Origin of the sequence: Parathalassolituus penaei, from assembly GCF_026626885.1 — a bacterium.
Classification (GTDB): Bacteria; Pseudomonadota; Gammaproteobacteria; order Pseudomonadales; family Oceanobacteraceae; genus Oceanobacter; species Oceanobacter penaei.
Genome location: NZ_JAPNOA010000056.1, coordinates 343495 through 362458, shown reverse-complemented (window position 1 = coordinate 362458; position 18964 = coordinate 343495). Strand labels below are relative to the sequence as shown.

Below are 18964 nucleotides of genomic sequence, written 5' to 3'. Positions count from 1 at the left end.
CCGAAGGTGGCTTTTTTGTTGGTAATCAGCAACTCAATGGAAGTCGCGCAGATTGCGAGATACAAACTTGAGAGTCAGACCGACCAGATTTTCACTGCAGTCGTAGAAACGATCATCGATCTCGGCGATGTCGTCAGCGTATTCACTCTCGATCTGATCGAAGCGTGCGATACGCTCGTCTTCATCCTGAGGAACATGGCGATCATCAAAAAATGCTACCAGACGATCCAGCAAGGTGTGGGTTTCCTTGGCTTTGATGCGCTCCAGAGCTTCCAGCGTATCTTCCGCATGGGCTCCCACTTCGTGGTGGAAGAACTGTACAAAACCACCGTTCTCCATTTCCCGCAACAACCCATCTACGCAGAACACGGTCTTTTCGGCGTCAGTAAGCGCGTCATATCCGAGCTCCGCTTCCTTGTCGTAAATCACGTCCGTAATCTGAAGAAATGAATCAGTCTCATCAGCAACGTCCAGCGCTGCCTGAATCTCCATGTTCATACGTCTTACTCAGTACTCTCAATTAGTTGACCATGAAGGCTCACGATAGCCGAATGATATTAGTTTGACAAAGGTTTTACCGTCACAAGGTTGTAATTCCCTGTCACCCGATACAGCTTTGCAATATTTTTGCGGTTTCGTCCGGCTTTTCCATCGGGAAACAGTGACTACCATCCACCTCGTACATATTAATCCGGCTATTAAGCTGGCACGCACGTTCAGCACCCGGTCGAATAAAGCCAAAGCCCTCACTGGCAATCAGCATATCAACCGGTATCGACAGCGCTTTCACATCCCGCCACAAGGCACCAGGGTGTGATGCAAATATTGCCGCCTCCCAGCTCGGTTGACACGCCAGCTCAACATGCCCGCCAACCTGTTTCAGGCCAGTAGCCATAAACCCCTTCAAAGCCCGCTCATGCCATTCTGAGTAGAGCGCCCTACTACGCAGATAAACCTCAGCCTCACGCATGGCAGGCCACTGGCAGCGCCGCGCCCGGGCGCGCTTTGGTAGCGGCAGGCGCCCGGCCATACCCGTCAGCTGCAACATGCGTTGAGCCCCCAGCATCGCTGGTGGAAACAGCACCGGGTCGAGCAGTACCAGCTGGCTGAACAGTTGCGGATAACGAGCCGCCATACGCAGACTCAGTACACCGCCCATCGAATGGCCAACACCTATCACCGGACCATTAATTCGCCCCTTCAGACTATGAGCAATCTGATCGGCCAGATGAGTCCAGTCCGGATTGTCCGGATTATCATTTTCCGAACCTCCATGCCCCGGTATGTCAGTTGCCAGCAATGTCCACTCAATTGGCAGTGCGTCGGCCAGGGCTAACAGGGATAAAGCTGAAAAACCATTACCATGCAACAGGTGTAAGACAGGATTGTCAGGCCGACCTTGGCGCAAATAGCTACAAATCGGGCCGCGTTGTTCAATTTTCCAACTTTCGATACAACAAGTTTTCATATTGTTTTGCATAATTCCGGCCATCCGGGGAAAAGCTATATTGACCTGTCAATCAGGGCAAGCCGCAAATGCCAGACTGCGACCATTACAAAGTGGGCATTGATCAATATTGAAGCCCGCAAATCGCAGTAAACTGTAAGCACGTCAGACTAATGGGTGATAGAAATTCGCAAATCGCCTCTAGGGACACTCTGAATAACTCTGCACAGCTCTGCGCGAGCGCTGCAGCGCGTGTGAGCAAGGCGACGAACGCAGCGAAATGACAAGTCCTTTTCAAGTTCGTCAACACCGCTCAAATGCACTGCAGCCCGCGCCCTTCGGGGCTTTCGGGATGTTGATGACTCGTGCTCCGTTTTTGACGTAGCCCCCTTGGAGTTATGCAAGAGGGCCATCAAACCGGCTTCGTGATTCATCACCATCCCGATAAGCCAGAGCGGGCACCGAGTTATTCAGAGGGTCCCTAGCGGAAGCGGAAAGCAGTTTTGACTTTCAGGAACAGGCGAACCGGAATTCTGTCGCTACACTTGCTGTCTCAAGAAGCGACCAAACAAAAAACGCCAAGCAGCGACGCACACAAAAGGGAAAACACAATATGTCCACAATCGCCGTCAAGAACGCACTCGAAGCCAACCGTCGTTTTACCGACCTGAAAGACGCCGAAGCACGCCTGAGTCAGGCGCGCCGCGACCTCGATGCCAAAGTAATCGACGAAGACGAATACGAAACCATCACTGACGTGTGTCTGAAAATCATCCGCGCCTGCCGCGACTGATTGAATCAGGCGGCGATCGGAGTTCCGCTGTGAAAGCGGAATTCCGGATCCGGATCCAGAATCAGTGATGTTTCCAAGGCCCGGAAAGTTTCCACTCGTTCATCAATAGGCCCACCTGCGTACTGGCGTGCCAGTCCCAGGTAGTCCTGATAATGACGGCCTTCCGACCTTAACAACGAGCGGTAGAACTTTTCCAGCTGTGGGTCCAGATGGGGTGCCAGACGAGCAAAACGTTCACACGAACGCGCCTCGATAAACGCACCCACAATCAATATATCGACCAGTTCATCCACGCCATTGTGGCCGCCTTTACGCACCTGCTCGCGCAGTGCAGAGGCATAACGACTGGATGACACATGACGATAACGGATACCGCGATCGTTCATGATGTTGACCACCTGTTCAAAGTGCAGCAGCTCTTCACGGGCCAGCTGACTCATCTTCTTCAGCAGATCATCACGATCAATGTGTCGGTACAGCAGGTTCATGGCCGTTGTTGCCGCTTTCTTTTCGCAGTTGGCGTGATCAATCAGCATCAGCTCCTGCTGCTGCAAGGCCACCTCGATCCAGGCGTCCGGGGTTTCACATCCCAGGAACTCACCAATCTCGGCCATTACTTCGTCGAGGGTCATAGACCTTCCTCAATCATGTTTTCCAGTACTTCACGAACGGGTCCGGCAATCGGCACGGACTGTTGGGTTTTGCTGTCGAGCAGGCAGAAGGTCACCATGGCCTCGGCCACCAGCTCTGTTGGTTGATCATTGTCGACCAGCCATACCTTCTGGATCATGCGGGCACTCTTGTTACCCAGACCATCCAGTTTTGAGGTCACACGCAAAAGTTCGCCATTGTACGCTGGTCGGCGGTAACTGATGTTGATATTGGCAACGACGAAGGCCAGACTCTGGCTCTCAAACAGATCTACAAAGGCGTGACGATCAAAGTAATCCCAACGCCCCTCTTCCAGAAACTCCAGATAACGGCTGTTGTTGACGTGATGGTAGATGTCGAGGTGATAACCGCGAACCCGAATATCGATGGACATAACGCCTCCCGGGCGCTTGCCCGACTGCTCAGAAAGCGGTCAGTCTAATCAAACGATCGTTTAAATTCAAACCACCGGACTATTGCGCCGCGCGCCCTGTGGCTGCCAGCGTAATTCGTGCAGATTGATGCCCAACGGCACATCCGTCCGCAACTTGACCAGCTCACGGGTCAATAACGCCTGCTGCCACTGTTCACGCAACGCCTTGCCCTGCCGTTCAGGCAACTGATCCAGCGATAACAAACAACGATCAAGTGTACCGTACTGATCGAGCAAGGCCGACGCTGCCTTGGGACCAATACCGGCCACGCCAGGCAGATGATTGGTGGTATCACCCGTCATGCCCCAGAAGTCCACCAGCTGATGTATCTGCAGCCCATAACGGGCTTCAACGGCGGCCTGATCCAGCACTACCCGATCAAAGTGGTTACACAGACGCAGGCGCGGATTCACCAGCTGGCAGAAACCCTTGTCGGTGGAAAGAATCACCACCGGCACCGAATTGAATACCGCCTTGTCGGCCAGACTGGCGATCACGTCATCAGCTTCCCACGGCGTGATTTCGATACAACACAAACCAGCCAGTTCCAGTTGGTGGCGCAAGCCTGCCAGGCCTTTGGCCAATTCTTCCGGCATAGGCGGCCGACCTTTTTTATAGTCCGGCCAGATCTCGTGACGCCAGGTTTGCTGTTGACGTTCAAACACCACCACCACATGGGTACAGCCAAGCTGTTCGGCTGCAGTACCGATAATGGCCAGCGATCGACTGGCGGTGGCTTCCAGACTGGCGGCCCGATCCGCCACGGCAGCGTACACCCGGCGAATCAGATTCATGGCATCAACCAGTAGTAATTGCACGGGTATGTTTCTCCTTGATTTGATCAGGCTCAGAACATTCGCAACTGCAAACCTGAGCAAAGCGCATCATCACAGATACACGCGGCCTAGGGACCCTCTGAATAACTCGGTGCGCAGAGCTGTGCAGAGTTATTCAGAGTGTCCCTGGTTTCATAACCCAGACCTGATTTTTATAAAATTCACAATAAATCAGTCGGTCACTGGCGAGAACACAAAGCCTGCACCAGACTTCTGAAGAGAGGTCGTAACATTCCATTTGAGGCAACCAATGAAAATCATTCATAGACTCACTCTGTTGATTGTGGTGGGATTACTGGGCGCAGTCATTATCACTAGCGTTGGCTACAGTCGACTGGTAGAGCTTAATGCGAATATGCGCTACATCATGGACAATACGTTGCCAAGCCTGAACACGCTCAATACCGCCAACGCCGAATTTCTACGACTGAGGGTGCTCATCAGAGCCCACATCCTGACCACCTCGGATGCAGAAATGCAAACCCTCGACAGGCGTATCGCCGATACTCGAACCCATCTTGACAGCGAAATCACAGAATATCAGCAGCTGTTTTCAGATGAGAAGGACCGCCAGCTGTTCACAACCGCCCAAAATGGCGTCAACCAGTATATGGTATTGGCTGACAAGGCACTGGAGCTGTCTCGTGCCAACAAGAATCAGGAAGCCACGGCGGCGCTTTCGCAACTTATCGAAATCGCTGAAAAAGTGTCGACTGATCTGACCGCCAATATCACTTACAACGAAGAGTTGGCCGCCGCTGCGGACAAGATCGGGCAGGCAAATTTTGAAAACGCAGTCTGGGTTTTGGTTTCCGTCGCCGTGACTACCGCACTGATTCTGATCGGCATCGGCTTGATGATTTACACCCAGGTGCACAACGGTCTGACATCAGCGCAAAACACCATAGGTCGAATCCGGGAAACTCTCAACTTCACCCTGCGAGCCGAAGCCAAAGGCAACGACGAGATTGCTGAAATGCTGCGTGCATTTAATGGGCTGGTGCAACACCTGCAAAGCAGCCTGCGCGACATACTGACAGGAGTTGATACGGTCTATACCACCGCCAATCAGCTGCAAAATGCGGCCGAAAGAGTGTCCGAAGGATCAAACTCACAAAGTTCCTCCTCGGCGCACATGGCCGCATCGGTCGAAGAAATGACGGTCAGCATCAACCATGTCGCTGACCAGGCCAGAACCACCAGCGAACAGTCAAATGAAGTGGGTCGGAAGGCCAGTGCAGGCCAGGACGTCATCGCCAAAACAGTTAACAATATTCACGCTATCGCCGATGCCGTAGAAAGTGCCGCCAGCGATATTCGTCAGCTGGATGCCAAAGGACGTGAGATTGAAAGCGTTATCAACATCATCAGCTCCGTCGCCGAACAAACCAACCTCTTGGCACTGAACGCCGCGATTGAAGCTGCTCGTGCCGGAGAACAGGGTCGTGGCTTTGCGGTAGTCGCCGACGAAGTGAGAAGTCTGGCTGCCCGTACAGCCACTTCCACCAAGGAAATCAGCGATATCATCACTGCCATCCAGGGCGTATCGCGCTCAGCCGTCAAACGCATGGAAGAAGCCATTACCAAGGTTGAACAGGGAGTCGAAGGGGCCGGTGCAGCCAATGACACCATGGCCGAAATCTGCCGGGTGGCATCTGAAAGCGTATCGCTCGTTGAAGACATTTCCAACGCCATTCGCGAGCAAGGTGCAGCCACCAACTCGATTGCCCAGCAAGTCGAAAGCGTGGCGCAGATGGTAGAAGAAAACAGCAAGGCAGCATCCGAGACATCCCGTCAAGCCAATGAACTGACCAAGGTATCCGACTCAATGAAACGTATCGTCAATGCCTACCACCTATAGTGTCACCTGACGGTCCATCGAGGCGGCTGCGGCCGCCTCATTTTTTGGCAACCAATGACCGTCGCCGATCATCAGACAGGAGAAGCCAGGTATGACCACCAGACGCCACGCTGTTCGTCAGGCACTGCCAGAGTTACTGGAGCTTGAGGACATTATCCGCGAGGGGCAAGAGCTACTACGGGTGTCGGTGCCGGTTCATGTCAGCCACGCAGGTCAGCAATTACCAGTGTATGCCCTTGAGCTTGGCTCACGTGCGCCACAGGCACCAACTCTGGCTCTGATCGGTGGCGTTCACGGCGTCGAGCGTATTGGCACCCAGGTATTGCTGGCCTGGCTGAGAATGCTGATCCGCCGTCGCGAATGGGACCCGACCTACGCCAGTCAGCTGGATAACCTGCGCATCATCATGATCCCGCTGGTCAACCCGGGTGGTATGTGGACCAACAGCCGTTGCAACCCGAATGGCGTCGACCTGATGCGTAACGCCCCCGTCGACAGCGAGGAACGCACACCGTTTCTGGTCGGCGGCCAACGCATCAGTCACCACCTGCCCTGGTATCGAGGCAAAAAAGGCTCTCCTATGGAGCCTGAAAACCAGGCGCTGACCGATGTCATCAGCAAGACCCTGTTTAACCAGAAGCTATGCCTGTCTCTCGATTGCCACTCAGGTTTTGGCACTCGTGATCGTATCTGGTTTCCGTATGCGCGCAGTTTTCAGCCGTGGCCAGCCATTGGTGAGGCATGGGCACTGACCACCCTGTTTGAGCACACCTACCCACATCACAACCAGTATCTGTTTGAGCCGCAGGCGCACAGTTATACCACCAGCGGTGACGTCTGGGATTACCTGTACGATGGTTATCATCAGCAACAACCCGACGGCGTATTTCTGCCCATGACACTGGAGATGGGCTCATGGTTGTGGGTGCGCAAGAACCCGACGCACCTGTTTCATTACCACAGTTTATTTAACCCGGTTCTGCCACATCGGCATCAGCGAATCCTGCGCCGTCACACCATTTTGCTGGATTTCCTGATGTCAGCCCTTCTCAACGCTGAAAACTGGCTGCCCCAGACCGAGACCGGGCGGGCACAGGCACAAATGGAAGCGCTGAATCGCTGGTATCCGCATCTGGAAAGCACAGAACCCAAACCCATCATGGTCAGCAACAAAAGCACTCTACTGGGAGGCTGACACAATCAGGACAACACTGAACGCGGAAATCCGCTATGATACCGGCCGATTTCATCCGGTCGGCAACTTGTAACGCCCACACCGGTCTGACATGTTCCGTTAACCCGTACAGAGAAAGAATCGCCTCATGCTTCCCGTTCGTACCCTGGCAATCCTTGCAGCCTCTGCTCCTGCACTGCTGGCAAGCTCGGCCAGCCTGGCTGGCGGTCAGGCCAATATCGGTCTGGTGTCCGAGTATATGCGTGACGGTATCAGCTACACCGCCGGTGAATACGCATTCCAGGCCGGTGCTGATTACACGCACTCATCCGGTCTTTACGGCGGTATTGCCGCTTCTGAAGTCAAACACCAGTATGAAACCGGTCATTACGAACGGGACCTGTTCGCCGGCTGGTATATCCCGCTGACCGACGACATTGCAGTGGATGCCGGTGTTACCCGCTACACCTTCCAGGGTGATCGCTACGGCAATGAAAAGGACTACTCCGAAACCTTCGCCCGCGCCCTCTATAACGATCGACTGACACTGGGCTGGCGCCAAAGCGCCAAATATCTGGGCAGCGATTTTGCCAAACGCACCGTTGAAGTGGCCTACACCCTGCCATTGAACACGTTTGGTATCGAGTTCTATACCGCCCAGCATCGTTACCTCGAAGTTAACGATGACTACAACTTTGGCGGTAACAATCGTTCGACATACTGGCACTTCCGTATTGCAGGCGAACGCACTTATAACAAGTATGATTACCGCCTGAGTCTTGAACGCACCAATCTCACAAGCGAGTACGATGCCGGTACCATTATCCAGTTCGGAATCCACCGTTACTTCGATCTGTTCTGAGCAACAGACCACTAACGTCCGCGGGCGCACCTGGGTGCTGCTGCGCGGACTGTTGCGCAGCCGTTTTCACTGGCATAAATTCCCCCACCTGCTGGCCCAGCAACCCTGGGTTGATCGCATCCTGCAGCCTGAACTGGCAGGGAACGGCGAACGCAGCCACGACATAACCCCAAATGGCATCACCGCCATGATGGAAGATTTGCGCGCACAGGTATTACCGCAGCTGGCGCAGGACCAGAAGGTGCATCTGCTGGCGATCTCCATGGGCGCCATGATCGCCACCGAATGGGCACGGCTGTACCCGCACGAAATCGCCGAAATGCATCTGATCAACACCAGTTTCGGACGTTACAGCAGCCCTTGGGAACGTATGCGACCACTGGCATTGTACGAACTGCTGAAAGTCGCCATCACCACCCGCCTCAACCCCGCAGCGCTGGAGGCCGCCATTCTGGCAGCCACCGTAAATCAGCGTATTCCGGCCGATGTTCTTGGAGAGTGGATTCGCTTCGCCTGGCAACACCCACAAGGCTGGCGCAACACCCTGACGCAAATCTGGTCAGCCAGTCGTTATCAGGGGCTCGAACAGGCACCGATCAAACGCACGTTTATCTACACCTGCCAGCACGACCGGCTGGTGTCATCACGAGCAAGCGAACGCATCGCCGATCACTGGCGTAAACCGCTGCACTGCCATACCACCGCAGGACACGACCTGCCATTGGAAGACCCGGCATGGCTGCTGGAGCGCATCGCACAATCAACCGCCAACTCGGATACCAGAATAGTATAAAGTCTGAGCGCTCCAGAATCAGATACCGCACCATGACAGGCAGTTTATACCCAACACAACATCGCCAGTTTTTGGGTTCATTTCTTCAGGCAAACTACCCCGTCTCAAGAAGTTTTGCCAAAGGTTCCTTTGCATAACCCGGCGCCGACCTGAAATGCCAACAAATCGCGAAGCCGGTTTGATGAGCCTCATAACTACCCCCTGGGGCTACGTCAAAAACCGGCGACACCGAGTCACCACCCTCTCGGAAGCCCAGAGAGGCATCATCTGGACATCCTTCCCAAGGATCTCAACGCACCTGGCCGATAATCTCGCCCCAGCGTTTTTCCAGACGCTTGAGTGATACCGGTTCCTGAGTCCCGAGCGGTTGGGCGAACAGCGATACCCGCCATTCTTCCAGCAGCCAGCGGAAATCGGTGAGGTCAGACGGTTCATCGAGCGGTTTGTCTTTGGTATAGGCCACAAACGGCTCGTACACCGAAGCAAACTCCACCATACCGAGGCGGTCGCGCGGCAGGTTGCCCTGCAGTTTGTCGATACGGTATTCCATGGCTTTCAGGTAACGCATAAAACACTTCAAACGATCCCAGCTGGCATCCAGCATAAAGCCGGTTTTGAGCAGACGTTCGAGGTTGGCCTTGATGTCGCTGTAGGCCATGGCGCGGTCGAGGCTGACCTTGCCGCCCATATCCTTGAGGATTTTGTGGCGCAGGGTTACCCACTGACTGAACTGCTCCAGCAGCTGTTCACCAAACGGCACTACCTGGCTGCGCAGCTCCAGACGTTTCTGGAACTCCGCTTCTTCGTATGGCAACGGCTGATCCAGCGGCACAAACACGTGCTGGAACATGGCCTCCAGCAGTTCTTCGGTCAGGGTTTGCTGGGTGCCCATACCTTTGGCTTGCAGCCACTTGGCACCCATCTTTTTCTGGATCAGGTTCTTGAGCACCCGCTCCTGCTCGAACAGGGTTTTGCGGTACAACAGCACCAGACCCCGACGGTGGTTCTGACGGGCGACCGCGGCATCGGCTTCGACCGTTACTTCCAGATCATGGCCTTTGCGCTTCAGGCACGGGAATGCCCGCACCGGCAGGCCGTTCACTTCCGACTGGGTGACTTCTGGCAGGTCGCCGAAGTCCCAGCGCAATACTTCGTCGCGCTGCAGCTTGTGGCGCACCATACCCTGGATACTGGCCTGACTGAGTTCACTGAACTCGGCTTTCAGGGTGTCCAGATGACGACTTTGTGCCAGCAGCTTGTTGCCGTCGAGCACGCGGATATTCATCAGGAAATACGGGGTTAACTCGGTTTCGCGCAGCTGCTCAATGGTGATCACCTGCGGACGGGCGATGCGGTTCAGATAGGCCAGCAGCTGGGTGTACAGGCCGCCTTTGTCCGGGCTGGCACCGCGCAGGAAGTCATCCACGGTGTTGGGCACCGGCACAAACAGCTTGCGCACCACCTTTGGCAGGCCCTTGATAATGGCCGCCAGTTTTTCACCCACAAAGCCTGGCACCAGCCATTCAACCTGATCAGCCGGTACTTGCTGCAACATGGCCACCGGCACACTGAGACTGACGCCGTCGTCTTCCTCGCCTGGGGCAAAGCGGTAACTGAGCGGAAACGCCAGCCCCTGCCACTCCAGCTCAGACGGATAATCGGCGTCACGAATACCGGCTGCGGCGCTGCTGAGCAACTCTTCGCGAGTGAGTTTCAGAGCATCTTTCTGGGCTTTGGTAGCCGCCTTGTACCAGCTTTCCAGATGGCGGGTGCTGAGAATATCGGCAGGCAGGTGTTTTTCGTAAAACGCCACCAGATAGTTGTCGTCGATCACCAGATCGCGGCGACGGGACTTCTCTTCGTATTCGGTTACTTCCTCGATCAGATCGCGGTTGTAACGCAAAAACTCGACCTTGGTGTCCATCTGCTGCGCCACCAGACCATCCTGGATCAGCAGCTTGCGGGCTTCTTCCGGATGGGTCAGGGCGTAGTTGACACGTTTGCGCGGATTCACGATCAGTCCGTACAGCGTGCTCTGTTCAAACGCCACCACCTGACCGCGCTTGCGATCCCAGTGCGGTTCAAAGTACTGGTATTTGAGCAGCGGTCGGCCGATTTCCTCGATCCACTCAGGCTCGATTTTGGCGACCATACGGGCGAACAGACGGCTGGTTTCCACCAGCTCGGCGGCCATCATCCACTTCGGTTTTTTCTTGTACTGGCTGGAGGCCGGGAACAGGTGCAGGGTGCGGTTGCGCGCGCCCAGATATTCCATCCCTTCGCCTTTAAAACCGATGTGGCTGAGCATACCGGCCAGCAGCGATTTATGAATGGCTTCGAAACCTGCTCCCGCTTCGTTTTCGGTCAGGCCCAGTTCCTTGCACAACAAATGCAGCTGGCGGTGAATATCGCGCCATTCACGCATCCGCATGTAATTGAGGAAGTGTTTGGTACACCACTTGCGCAACTGGCTCTGGGATTCTTCCTGACGGGTTTCTTCCCAGGCATTCCAGAGGTTAATCAGCGCGGCAAAATCCGAGTCTTCATCGGCCCAGAGGCGATGCTTCTCGTCGGCCTGCTGCTGTTTCTCCGGCGGACGTTCACGCGGATCCTGCACCGTCAACGCAGCAGCAATGATCAGCACTTCTTTCAGCGCGCCCTGTTTCTGGGCTTCGAGCATCATACGCGCCAGACGCGGGTCGACCGGCAAACGTGCCATCTGCCGACCAATCTGGGTCATTTTCTGTTTGTTATCGACCGCTTCCAGTTCTTGCAGAAGGGTAAAACCGTCTTTGATAAAACGCTCGTCGGGCGCATCCACAAACGGGAAATCCTGCAGGCGGCCAAGGCCGAGATGCAGCATCTGCAGAATCACCGCCGCGAGGTTGGTACGGCGGATTTCCGGATCGGTAAATTCGTCACGGGACTGGAAGTCAGATTCTTCATACAGACGAATACAAACACCCGGCGCGGTACGGCCGCATCGACCGGCCCGCTGGTTGGCGCTGGCCTGGGAAATCGCTTCCACCGGCAACCGCTGGACCTTGCTGCGATAGCTGTAACGGCTGATACGCGCGACACCGGAATCCACCACATAACGGATGCCCGGCACGGTTAACGAGGTTTCAGCGACGTTGGTAGCCAACACAACCCGTCGACCACCGGTTGGTTTGAAGATTTTCTGCTGATCACCGGCGCTCAAACGCGCATACAACGGCAGCACTTCGGTCGACGGCAAACCGGCACGGCGCAGATATTCCGCACATTCGCGAATTTCGCGCTCACCCGGCAAAAACACCAGCACGTCACCCGGCATACCGGATGATTTATCTTCGGCGCGCAGTTCACTGAGGGCATCGTAAATGCCTTCGAACAGGCTGCGGTCTTCTTCCTCTTCCGAGGTACGCACCAGCGCGCGGTAACGCACCTCCACCGGGAAGGTACGGCCAGACACCTGAATCACCGGGGCGTTATCGAAGTGTTGCGAGAAACGTTCAACGTCGATGGTGGCCGAGGTGATCACCAGTTTGAGATCCGGGCGTTTCGGCAGCAGTTGCTTCAGATAACCGAGCAGGAAGTCGATGTTGAGGCTGCGTTCGTGCGCTTCGTCGATGATGATAACGTCGTATTCATTCAGGAAACGGTCGTGCTGGGTCTGCGCCAGCAGGATACCGTCGGTCATGAGTTTGACGCGGGTGTTCTCGGCACTCTGATCGGTGAATCGAACCTGATACCCCACCGCCGTACCCAGCTCTACCTGCAGTTCGTCGGCAATACGCTGAGCCACCGCTCGTGCGGCCAGCCGTCGTGGCTGGGTGTGGCCAATGCGACCATAACGCCCGAAACCGGCTTCGATACAGATTTTGGGCAGCTGGGTGGTTTTACCAGAACCGGTTTCACCGGCCACCACCACCACCTGATGTTTTTTCAGGGCTTCAAGAATTTCGTCCTTGCGCTCGGACACCGGCAAATCCGGATACAACAGGCGCAACGGCTCACTGCGCAGTTTGACCTGCTGCTGGCTTTGTTCGATACGGGCCAGCAATTTGGTCAATGACTCAGCCAGTGGTTTCTGTTGCTTGTGCAACTCCACCAGATCACTCACCTGCCGACGCAGACGATGACGATCCTTGATCAGGCAGTGATCAATAGCCCGGTGCAGGGCCTGGCGGTCGAGTTCAGGAGACGGCGCGGAAGCGGTGGAAGCTACATCAGAATGCAAGGAGAAATCCTTCGATCAGGGAATACAGCCAAACAAAGGGCGACAGTGTAAGGGTTTCGGCGGCGGGAAGAAAATCCGGACGCGACAGCACACGCCCGGAATGGCGGGATTACCCGTTGCAAACGCCAGCCTGAACAGAGTCTTTTGTCCGTGACCGGCCGGTTACTGGACTACTACTGACCTGTTACTGGCCGCTGTTACTGGCCGATGTTGTTAGTACCTGCCGTCGTTGTTGGCTGGAGCTGGCTCGCCAGTTGCTGGCGCAGTGCCTGGTTAAAATCGCGGAACACCGGCATGCGGCTGTCGTCGCTGCCCATCAGCTGTTCGACCATGTCGTCCAGTAAGCTGGCGCTGTCGGCAATCGGGCCGGTATTAAACTTTTCCAGCGCCGACAGATAACTGTCGAGGTAATTCAGCAGCGGAGATTTCTGGTTTTGCAGTTCCGTTGTTGGCAGCTCCACCGGTTGTGGTTGATAAAAACGGCTGCGTTGGGCGAAGGTACTCTGACGTAATTCGAGGCTGAATGACGCCAGTTCAGTGGCGTCGTAATCGAGATTCATGGCCTGCTCAAGTGCCCGCCCGAGATCACCCCCAAAAAACTGGCTGGCCAGATTACCGGCCTGCTCAAACAGGCTGTTGAGTGCATCACGCTCACCGGAATCCAGCTGCCCTTCCACACTGAGCTGGTAACTCTGCCCCTGCATGGCGGCGAAGCTGAAACTGCTGCTGTTTCCGTTGCGGGTCTGGTCACTCATCATGGCGGACTGCTGGCCGAAATAAACGGTTACCCGGTCGCCGTCGCGGGTCATGACTTCCATCGACATGCGGTTGTCCTGCGCCAGCACTGATTGCTGACGACTGTAACCGCCCTGCTGGCTGTTATTCACTGAGGTCTGCGACAGGCTGGCCGAGCTGCTGCTCGAATAGCTGCTCGAATAACGACTGGAATAGCTGCTGGTATAACGGCTGCCACTGACCGGATTCGCAGAAGAATTGGCTGCAGAAGAATTGGTAGCAGCCGAGCCAGTCGCAGACGTCCCGGCAGCCAGTGCATCGGCCTGCGCCTGTTGCAACAGCGCCGCGCGATTATCCAGCGAGGTCAGGTCTTCGAGGCTTTTGTCCACCAGCGCCCGTGAAGCAGCGATATCCGCCTTGAGGCCGTCATCCAGCATGCCCATGGCCTTGAGCATATCGGTGGCCTGATCGTATCCCTTGGCAACCCCTTCGCGCGCTGCCTGCAGACGCTGCTCCAGACGACTATCGGACGCGCCCTGCGAGCGCAACTGATCAATACCGCTGGCGACAAAATCGAGAATCCGGCTGGCGGTTGTTGCCGCGTCCTGACGTTCACCGCTGGGCACCAGCCCACCAATCGAACTGGTATCGGCGATACCGGCTGCGGTGCCCGACGCCCCGGCAGACGTATTGGAAGTATTAGCCGACGAGTTCACGGCCGAACCGTTGCCAACGGTATTGGCCGTGCGCGAAGGATTTAACAGACTGGAGTAGCCGCTGGGAAAGTTGATCATGGCGTCACCTCGTTATGCAGCAAAACTGCTTCTGGCGGTGCAAGGCCGTAGCCCGATCCTGTTCTTAACGGCGGTAGTTCATGATTCTTGAGATGTCGAGCCGACCAACGGTGGTCGGCTGATGCTCTGCGGCTGTCAGGCCATCCGCCAAACCGCCAGCAGAGCCGCCTGAACAGCGCAGAGTCTATGGATTACAGCAGGGATTACTGCAGAGGTGGCAGCATGGGCAGATCATCCGCCGACAAACGATTTTCGCTATCCGCCGCATTCTGGTTCACTTCATCCAGATGGCTGACCAGCGTAGCGCGGGTGTTTTCGGGCAGCCGCCGCGCAACGGCCAGTGCGCGCTCGGAAATCCGCGTCAGGCTTTGCTCACGCATGGGCACAGTACTCACGCCGGTACTAACAGCAGTCAGTTGCTGCTCGATGGTTTCAGCATCACTGCCGTACACACTGGCTACAGCGGCGGCCAGCAACTGGTTTTGCAGGCCAGCGGTATCATCGCTGGTCAACACATCCAGCACAGGCAGATGAGCCGGCGATACCATCAAACCGAGCTGTTCCTGCACGGCGGCATACTGGGCAGCCAGCGTGCTGGCGCTGGGAGCACTACTGTACTGGCTGGCGATGGCGTGGGTAACGGGGTTAATGCTGATGGCCGTTTCATTACCACTCCAGACCAGCCAAGCGGTCATACGAAAGCTGCTATCGACGTTGACCCACTCACCGACATCCACCAGACCATTATCGTTGAGGTCGTCATTGCTGCTATCGGCATACACACCACAACTGGCGAGGTCACATTGCACCCGGGTTGAGCCGTCTTCGGCACCACGCAATTCCAACCACACCATGGAGGTGAGATCCGCCTCGGCCGGAGCAAGTGCAAACGAGCCATCGTCGGCGGTTGTGGTGGTGGCGATCACCGTCCCCACCGCGCCATTCACAACCCGATACAGTTTGACCACGCCGTTTTGCACAATACCTTTGCTGCCAAAACCGGACAGGGTTTTGACGGTTGAGGAGCCAGAACTCTTCGGGCCTTTGTCACAACCGGCCAGCACACAACAACACATCAGAATCGTCAGTAACGTTTTCATTTGCTCACCCAGAATCCCTGGCCTGCGCTGATAGAAGTCAGCACGCCATAACCGGAGTTTTGCAAACGGGTCAGCAGGTCGGCATCGGGCGACCAGCCCTTGAATACGCCATCCTGGAACACCCATACAAACCGTACATCGCCAAAGAAACTGGCAAGGTTGGTAATGTCAGTCGAGGCTCCGACCAGATGAGTGCCCGCCGCCAGCGCGCCGATCTCGTCGGAGGTGTTCACAATAGTGGTCAGACCAACCGCTTCCGGATCATCCAGAATCGCCTGTCGGGCAGCAGCGGCAGCCTCCGCGGCCGCCGCCGCACTGTTGGCTTCAGCATCGGCCTGACTGATCAGTCCGTAGTCTTGCGGATTACTGGTTACTGCTGTCAGCGTTGCGGCGGCAGTTGCAGTTTCGGCGGCGGCTACCGCATCAGTCTGGCTTTGCTCCGCTTCTGCCTGGGTAATCAGTCCGTATTCATCCGGTGCCGCGAGAATATCCTCCATGGCGGTATTCCGAGCTTCATCAATCAGTGCCATCTCAAGATCGGACAAGGCCAGAATCGACAGACTGGTGCTGGCCATGCTGTAGGATGATTCGTAGGTCACACGCCCAACCAGGGTGTAAACACCGGCTTCTGAATAGGTGTAGGTAAAGGGTGTGTCACTGCTGTAGGCGCGATAACCACTGCCATCCCCCATATCCACTTCCAGCACGGTTCCGTCCGGATTCGTCGCCGGAACATCAAGGGTAACGGTAACCGGATAGCCAACCCGCGCAATACCACTGGTCTCTACGCTGTAAATTTCCGGTGCCGTGTCGATCACGCCGGGCACCGCCACCATCAGACTCATGTTGTCGGATAAGGTAGCGCTGTTACGGCTCCAGGTTTCTCCATAACCATCGTGCTGGTAACCAACCGCCACGGTGGCACCACCACTGCGGTAGCTGTCAACGGTGACATCCTGATAGTTGAAATACACCACCGGCGAGTCTTCGCTGAACACCACCTGGAAGGTCACCGTGGCATCACCGGTATACACGCCGTAGAAGTAAACATTACTGAACTCCACTACCAGTTTGCGGCTGGGAGCACTGCCCACCACCCCATAACGATATTCCGTCCCGGTTGATGGCGTCAGGTCAGCCCAGAACGGCGAGTAAAACTCCTCGGACGAATCAAATGGCATCTGCAGGTTCTGATAGGCCCTGGTGACGTCGTTTGAGCCAAACACCAGACCATTGGAGCTGGCATACAGGGTGGTAATGGTGCCGTTCGGGCTTTGTAAATCGAAATCAAGCGGAATGGCGGCATAGCTGTCATCGGTTAACGCCAGCGCGGTAGTACTGACAGGGGTTTCCCAACGGTAAGAAACCTGGGTCACCACCGGCTGCACCAGACCATTGAGGTTAAAGGTCTCTTCCTCGTCACCCTCGGGCACAAATTCCCGAGAGCCGCTCCAGTCAACATGGATATAAATCGAGAAAATTCCGTCATTGGCAACAGCATCAGCGCCCTCACCGTCATCGGTCAGGGTCAGGGTTTCGCCATTGCTGGAATGTAATACCACCGGCGAACCTGCTTCACCACAACGGGAGCTGCTGAACCGCACCAGCACCGAGGTACCAATCGATACATCGGTATGGGCGTTCAAGGGCTCAATACGTGAAATCAGAATATCGGTGCCACAGGCAATGGCACCGGAACCATCGTTATTGGCAAGACGCAAACGGCCATAGTCGGTCTGACCGGAAAAATCTGTGCGATCCACACCGGCGTTGAGCAGCAGGCTGCGCAAACCCAGCGCGGTGCTGTCGGGGTACATTGCGCGTAACAAGGCAATAGCACCGGTTACATGCGGGGTCGCCATCGACGTACCGGAGTAATAAGCGTACTGATCATCCGGAACGGTGCTGTAGATGTCCTCGCCCGGCGCGGCGATATCCACCACGCCACTGCCATAGTTACTGAAGGAGCTGAGTTCACCCGTGCGGCCGTGTGACGCCACCGCAATGATATTCGCGTTGCTGTAAGACGCCGGATAGGACGAGTATTGATTATTATTGACGGCATCGTTACCGGCTGCAGCAATAAACAGAATGCCGTTATTGGCGTGGGACTGGATTGCGTCGTACAAGGGCTGGCTGAAGGAGTAACTGCCCCAGCTGTTGTTGGTGGCAATAATGTCCAGACCCTTGTCGGCCTTGAGGGTCAGCATGTAATCCAGACAGGCGATGGCGCCGGAGTCGTAACCGCCAAACTCGTCCATAAACTTGCAGGGGATGATTTTGGTATTCCAGGTTACCCCGGCCACACCAATGTCGTTGTTGCCCACCGCTGCAATTGTACCGGCCACATGGGTGCCGTGACCGACATCGTCCTCCGGTGTGCCATCGTAGTTGAGGGTATCAACACCATGCACATCATCGACCCAGCCATTGCCGTCGTCATCAATGCCGTTACCGGCAATTTCACCGGGGTTGGTCCAGATATTGGCCGCCAGGTCCTCGTGGCTGACATCCACACCGGTATCAATTACACCCACATAAACGGTGTCGCTGCCGGTTGAGCTATCCCACGCCAGCGGCGCGTTGATGTCTACATCGTTACTCTGACTCAAGCCCCACAATTCGTCGAATGAAGGATCGTTCGGCAGCTGAAAGGGCTCGATATGATTATCGGGATATACCGCTTCAACCCCATCCACCGCCTGCATGGCCGCCATGGCATCTTTCAGGGACTGACCCGATGATTTTTCGTAAACGCCAATGGAATCGAGATGTTTGAGAGGCTTTTCAGAATTGACCTGAAACGTACGGTTGGCAGTCGCTTTGGTTTTGGCGGTGGCGTTTTTCCACACCACAATAAAGCGGGACTCGTGCGCCGTGCTGGCAACCCCCGGCGGCGGAGCGGCATAAATGAATGGAGAGGCTACCGTGCCAGACAACGCCATTAGTAAACAAATGAGGTAGCGTTTCATATTTGTGTCATCCCTGGTTCAATATTTGAAAACCAGCGCAAGGTAAATTCCTCGGTAACCGCCGTCAACTGTTCTGAATTCAAAAAAAGTGTAGGACAATCATTTATTTTGACAAATCGCATTATTCTGGGCCTTTGAGCCTTGTCGGCCAGCCGAATCTGCCCTTTTTTTGCACGGTAAAAACCTGAAAACATCCGTCAAACCACGTCGTTACCGGGTTTATGCGACATCCAGCGTCGCTGGCAGTACACCATCATTGCGTAAACACTCAGTACAAAGCGAGCCTTCAG

General features: G+C 55.5%; 14 protein-coding genes. 5 read left to right on the top strand and 9 right to left on the bottom strand.

Going from position 1 to position 18964, the window contains the following annotated elements; genetic code table 11:
• Positions 1-33: 33 nt before the first annotated feature.
• Positions 34-498: a DMP19 family protein gene (locus OUO13_RS16300; protein ID WP_283174953.1), complete on the bottom strand. Its 465-nt coding sequence runs from the start codon at positions 496-498 to the stop codon at positions 34-36.
• Between the two features lie 103 nt (positions 499-601).
• Entirely contained in the window at positions 602-1468 is an 867-nt protein-coding gene (locus tag OUO13_RS16295; protein WP_283174952.1) for an alpha/beta fold hydrolase, read from the bottom strand.
• Positions 1469-2060: 592 nt separating this feature from the next.
• On the opposite strand from OUO13_RS16295, the gene OUO13_RS16290 reads away from it, so the two are divergent.
• Positions 2061-2240: a hypothetical protein gene (locus OUO13_RS16290; protein ID WP_283174951.1), complete on the top strand. Its 180-nt coding sequence runs from the start codon at positions 2061-2063 to the stop codon at positions 2238-2240.
• 5 nt (positions 2241-2245) lie between these two features.
• On the opposite strand, the gene OUO13_RS16285 is transcribed toward OUO13_RS16290, so the two are convergent.
• The 3 genes from OUO13_RS16285 to xni form a co-directional block, all read right to left on the bottom strand.
• Complete coding sequence (locus OUO13_RS16285; protein ID WP_283174950.1) at positions 2246-2872, bottom strand: MiaE family protein; 627 nt, start codon at positions 2870-2872, stop codon at positions 2246-2248.
• A complete protein-coding gene (locus OUO13_RS16280) occupies positions 2869-3285 on the bottom strand; it encodes an acyl-CoA thioesterase (RefSeq protein ID WP_283174949.1) in 417 nt (138 codons plus the stop codon). The genes OUO13_RS16285 and OUO13_RS16280 overlap by 4 nt, the downstream gene beginning before the upstream one ends.
• Before the next feature lie 66 nt (positions 3286-3351).
• Positions 3352-4143 carry a flap endonuclease Xni gene (gene xni / locus OUO13_RS16275; protein ID WP_283174948.1) on the bottom strand — a complete coding sequence of 264 codons (792 nt, stop codon included), beginning with the start codon at positions 4141-4143 and terminating at the stop codon, positions 3352-3354.
• A 268-nt stretch (positions 4144-4411) separates the two neighbouring features.
• On the opposite strand from xni, the gene OUO13_RS16270 reads away from it, so the two are divergent.
• From OUO13_RS16270 to OUO13_RS16255, 4 genes are all read left to right on the top strand, one after another.
• Entirely contained in the window at positions 4412-6022 is a 1611-nt protein-coding gene (locus OUO13_RS16270; protein ID WP_283174947.1) for a methyl-accepting chemotaxis protein, read from the top strand.
• Positions 6023-6113: 91 nt separating this feature from the next.
• Positions 6114-7217 (top strand): DUF2817 domain-containing protein, encoded by a 1104-nt coding sequence (locus tag OUO13_RS16265; protein WP_283174946.1) that lies wholly within the window; start codon positions 6114-6116, stop codon positions 7215-7217.
• Between the two features lie 127 nt (positions 7218-7344).
• Positions 7345-8058: a TorF family putative porin gene (locus tag OUO13_RS16260; RefSeq protein WP_283174945.1), complete on the top strand. Its 714-nt coding sequence runs from the start codon at positions 7345-7347 to the stop codon at positions 8056-8058.
• Complete coding sequence (locus OUO13_RS16255) at positions 8006-8851, top strand: alpha/beta fold hydrolase (protein WP_283174944.1); 846 nt, start codon at positions 8006-8008, stop codon at positions 8849-8851. The genes OUO13_RS16260 and OUO13_RS16255 overlap by 53 nt, the downstream gene beginning before the upstream one ends.
• Before the next feature lie 289 nt (positions 8852-9140).
• On the opposite strand, the gene hrpA is transcribed toward OUO13_RS16255, so the two are convergent.
• The 4 genes from hrpA to OUO13_RS16235 all read right to left on the bottom strand — a co-directional run bounded on the left by hrpA (position 9141) and on the right by OUO13_RS16235 (position 18674).
• Entirely contained in the window at positions 9141-13073 is a 3933-nt protein-coding gene (gene hrpA / locus OUO13_RS16250; RefSeq protein ID WP_283174943.1) for an ATP-dependent RNA helicase HrpA, read from the bottom strand.
• Between the two features lie 197 nt (positions 13074-13270).
• On the bottom strand, positions 13271-14602 hold the full coding sequence (locus OUO13_RS16245; RefSeq protein ID WP_283174942.1) for a DUF5610 domain-containing protein: 1332 nt from the start codon (positions 14600-14602) through the stop codon (positions 13271-13273).
• 203 nt (positions 14603-14805) lie between these two features.
• On the bottom strand, positions 14806-15702 hold the full coding sequence (locus OUO13_RS16240; RefSeq protein ID WP_283174941.1) for a hypothetical protein: 897 nt from the start codon (positions 15700-15702) through the stop codon (positions 14806-14808).
• Positions 15699-18674 carry a S8 family peptidase gene (locus OUO13_RS16235; protein WP_283174940.1) on the bottom strand — a complete coding sequence of 992 codons (2976 nt, stop codon included), beginning with the start codon at positions 18672-18674 and terminating at the stop codon, positions 15699-15701. Before OUO13_RS16235 ends, OUO13_RS16240 begins: the two co-directional genes overlap by 4 nt.
• Between the last annotated feature and the right edge of the window lie 290 nt (positions 18675-18964).

Excerpts from the sequence above, each read along its gene's own strand:
- OUO13_RS16300 (WP_283174953.1), bottom strand. The coding sequence starts at position 498 with ATGAACATGGAGATTCAGGCAGCGCTGGACGTTGCTGATGAGACTGAT.
- OUO13_RS16295 (WP_283174952.1), bottom strand. The coding sequence starts at position 1,468 with ATGAAAACTTGTTGTATCGAAAGTTGGAAAATTGAACAACGCGGCCCG.
- OUO13_RS16290 (WP_283174951.1), top strand. The coding sequence starts at position 2,061 with ATGTCCACAATCGCCGTCAAGAACGCACTCGAAGCCAACCGTCGTTTT.
- OUO13_RS16285 (WP_283174950.1), bottom strand. The coding sequence starts at position 2,872 with ATGACCCTCGACGAAGTAATGGCCGAGATTGGTGAGTTCCTGGGATGT.
- OUO13_RS16280 (WP_283174949.1), bottom strand. The coding sequence starts at position 3,285 with ATGTCCATCGATATTCGGGTTCGCGGTTATCACCTCGACATCTACCAT.
- OUO13_RS16270 (WP_283174947.1), top strand. The coding sequence starts at position 4,412 with ATGAAAATCATTCATAGACTCACTCTGTTGATTGTGGTGGGATTACTG.
- OUO13_RS16265 (WP_283174946.1), top strand. The coding sequence starts at position 6,114 with ATGACCACCAGACGCCACGCTGTTCGTCAGGCACTGCCAGAGTTACTG.
- OUO13_RS16260 (WP_283174945.1), top strand. The coding sequence starts at position 7,345 with ATGCTTCCCGTTCGTACCCTGGCAATCCTTGCAGCCTCTGCTCCTGCA.
- OUO13_RS16255 (WP_283174944.1), top strand. The coding sequence starts at position 8,006 with ATGCCGGTACCATTATCCAGTTCGGAATCCACCGTTACTTCGATCTGT.
- OUO13_RS16245 (WP_283174942.1), bottom strand. The coding sequence starts at position 14,602 with ATGATCAACTTTCCCAGCGGCTACTCCAGTCTGTTAAATCCTTCGCGC.
- OUO13_RS16240 (WP_283174941.1), bottom strand. The coding sequence starts at position 15,702 with ATGAAAACGTTACTGACGATTCTGATGTGTTGTTGTGTGCTGGCCGGT.
- OUO13_RS16235 (WP_283174940.1), bottom strand. The coding sequence starts at position 18,674 with ATGAAACGCTACCTCATTTGTTTACTAATGGCGTTGTCTGGCACGGTA.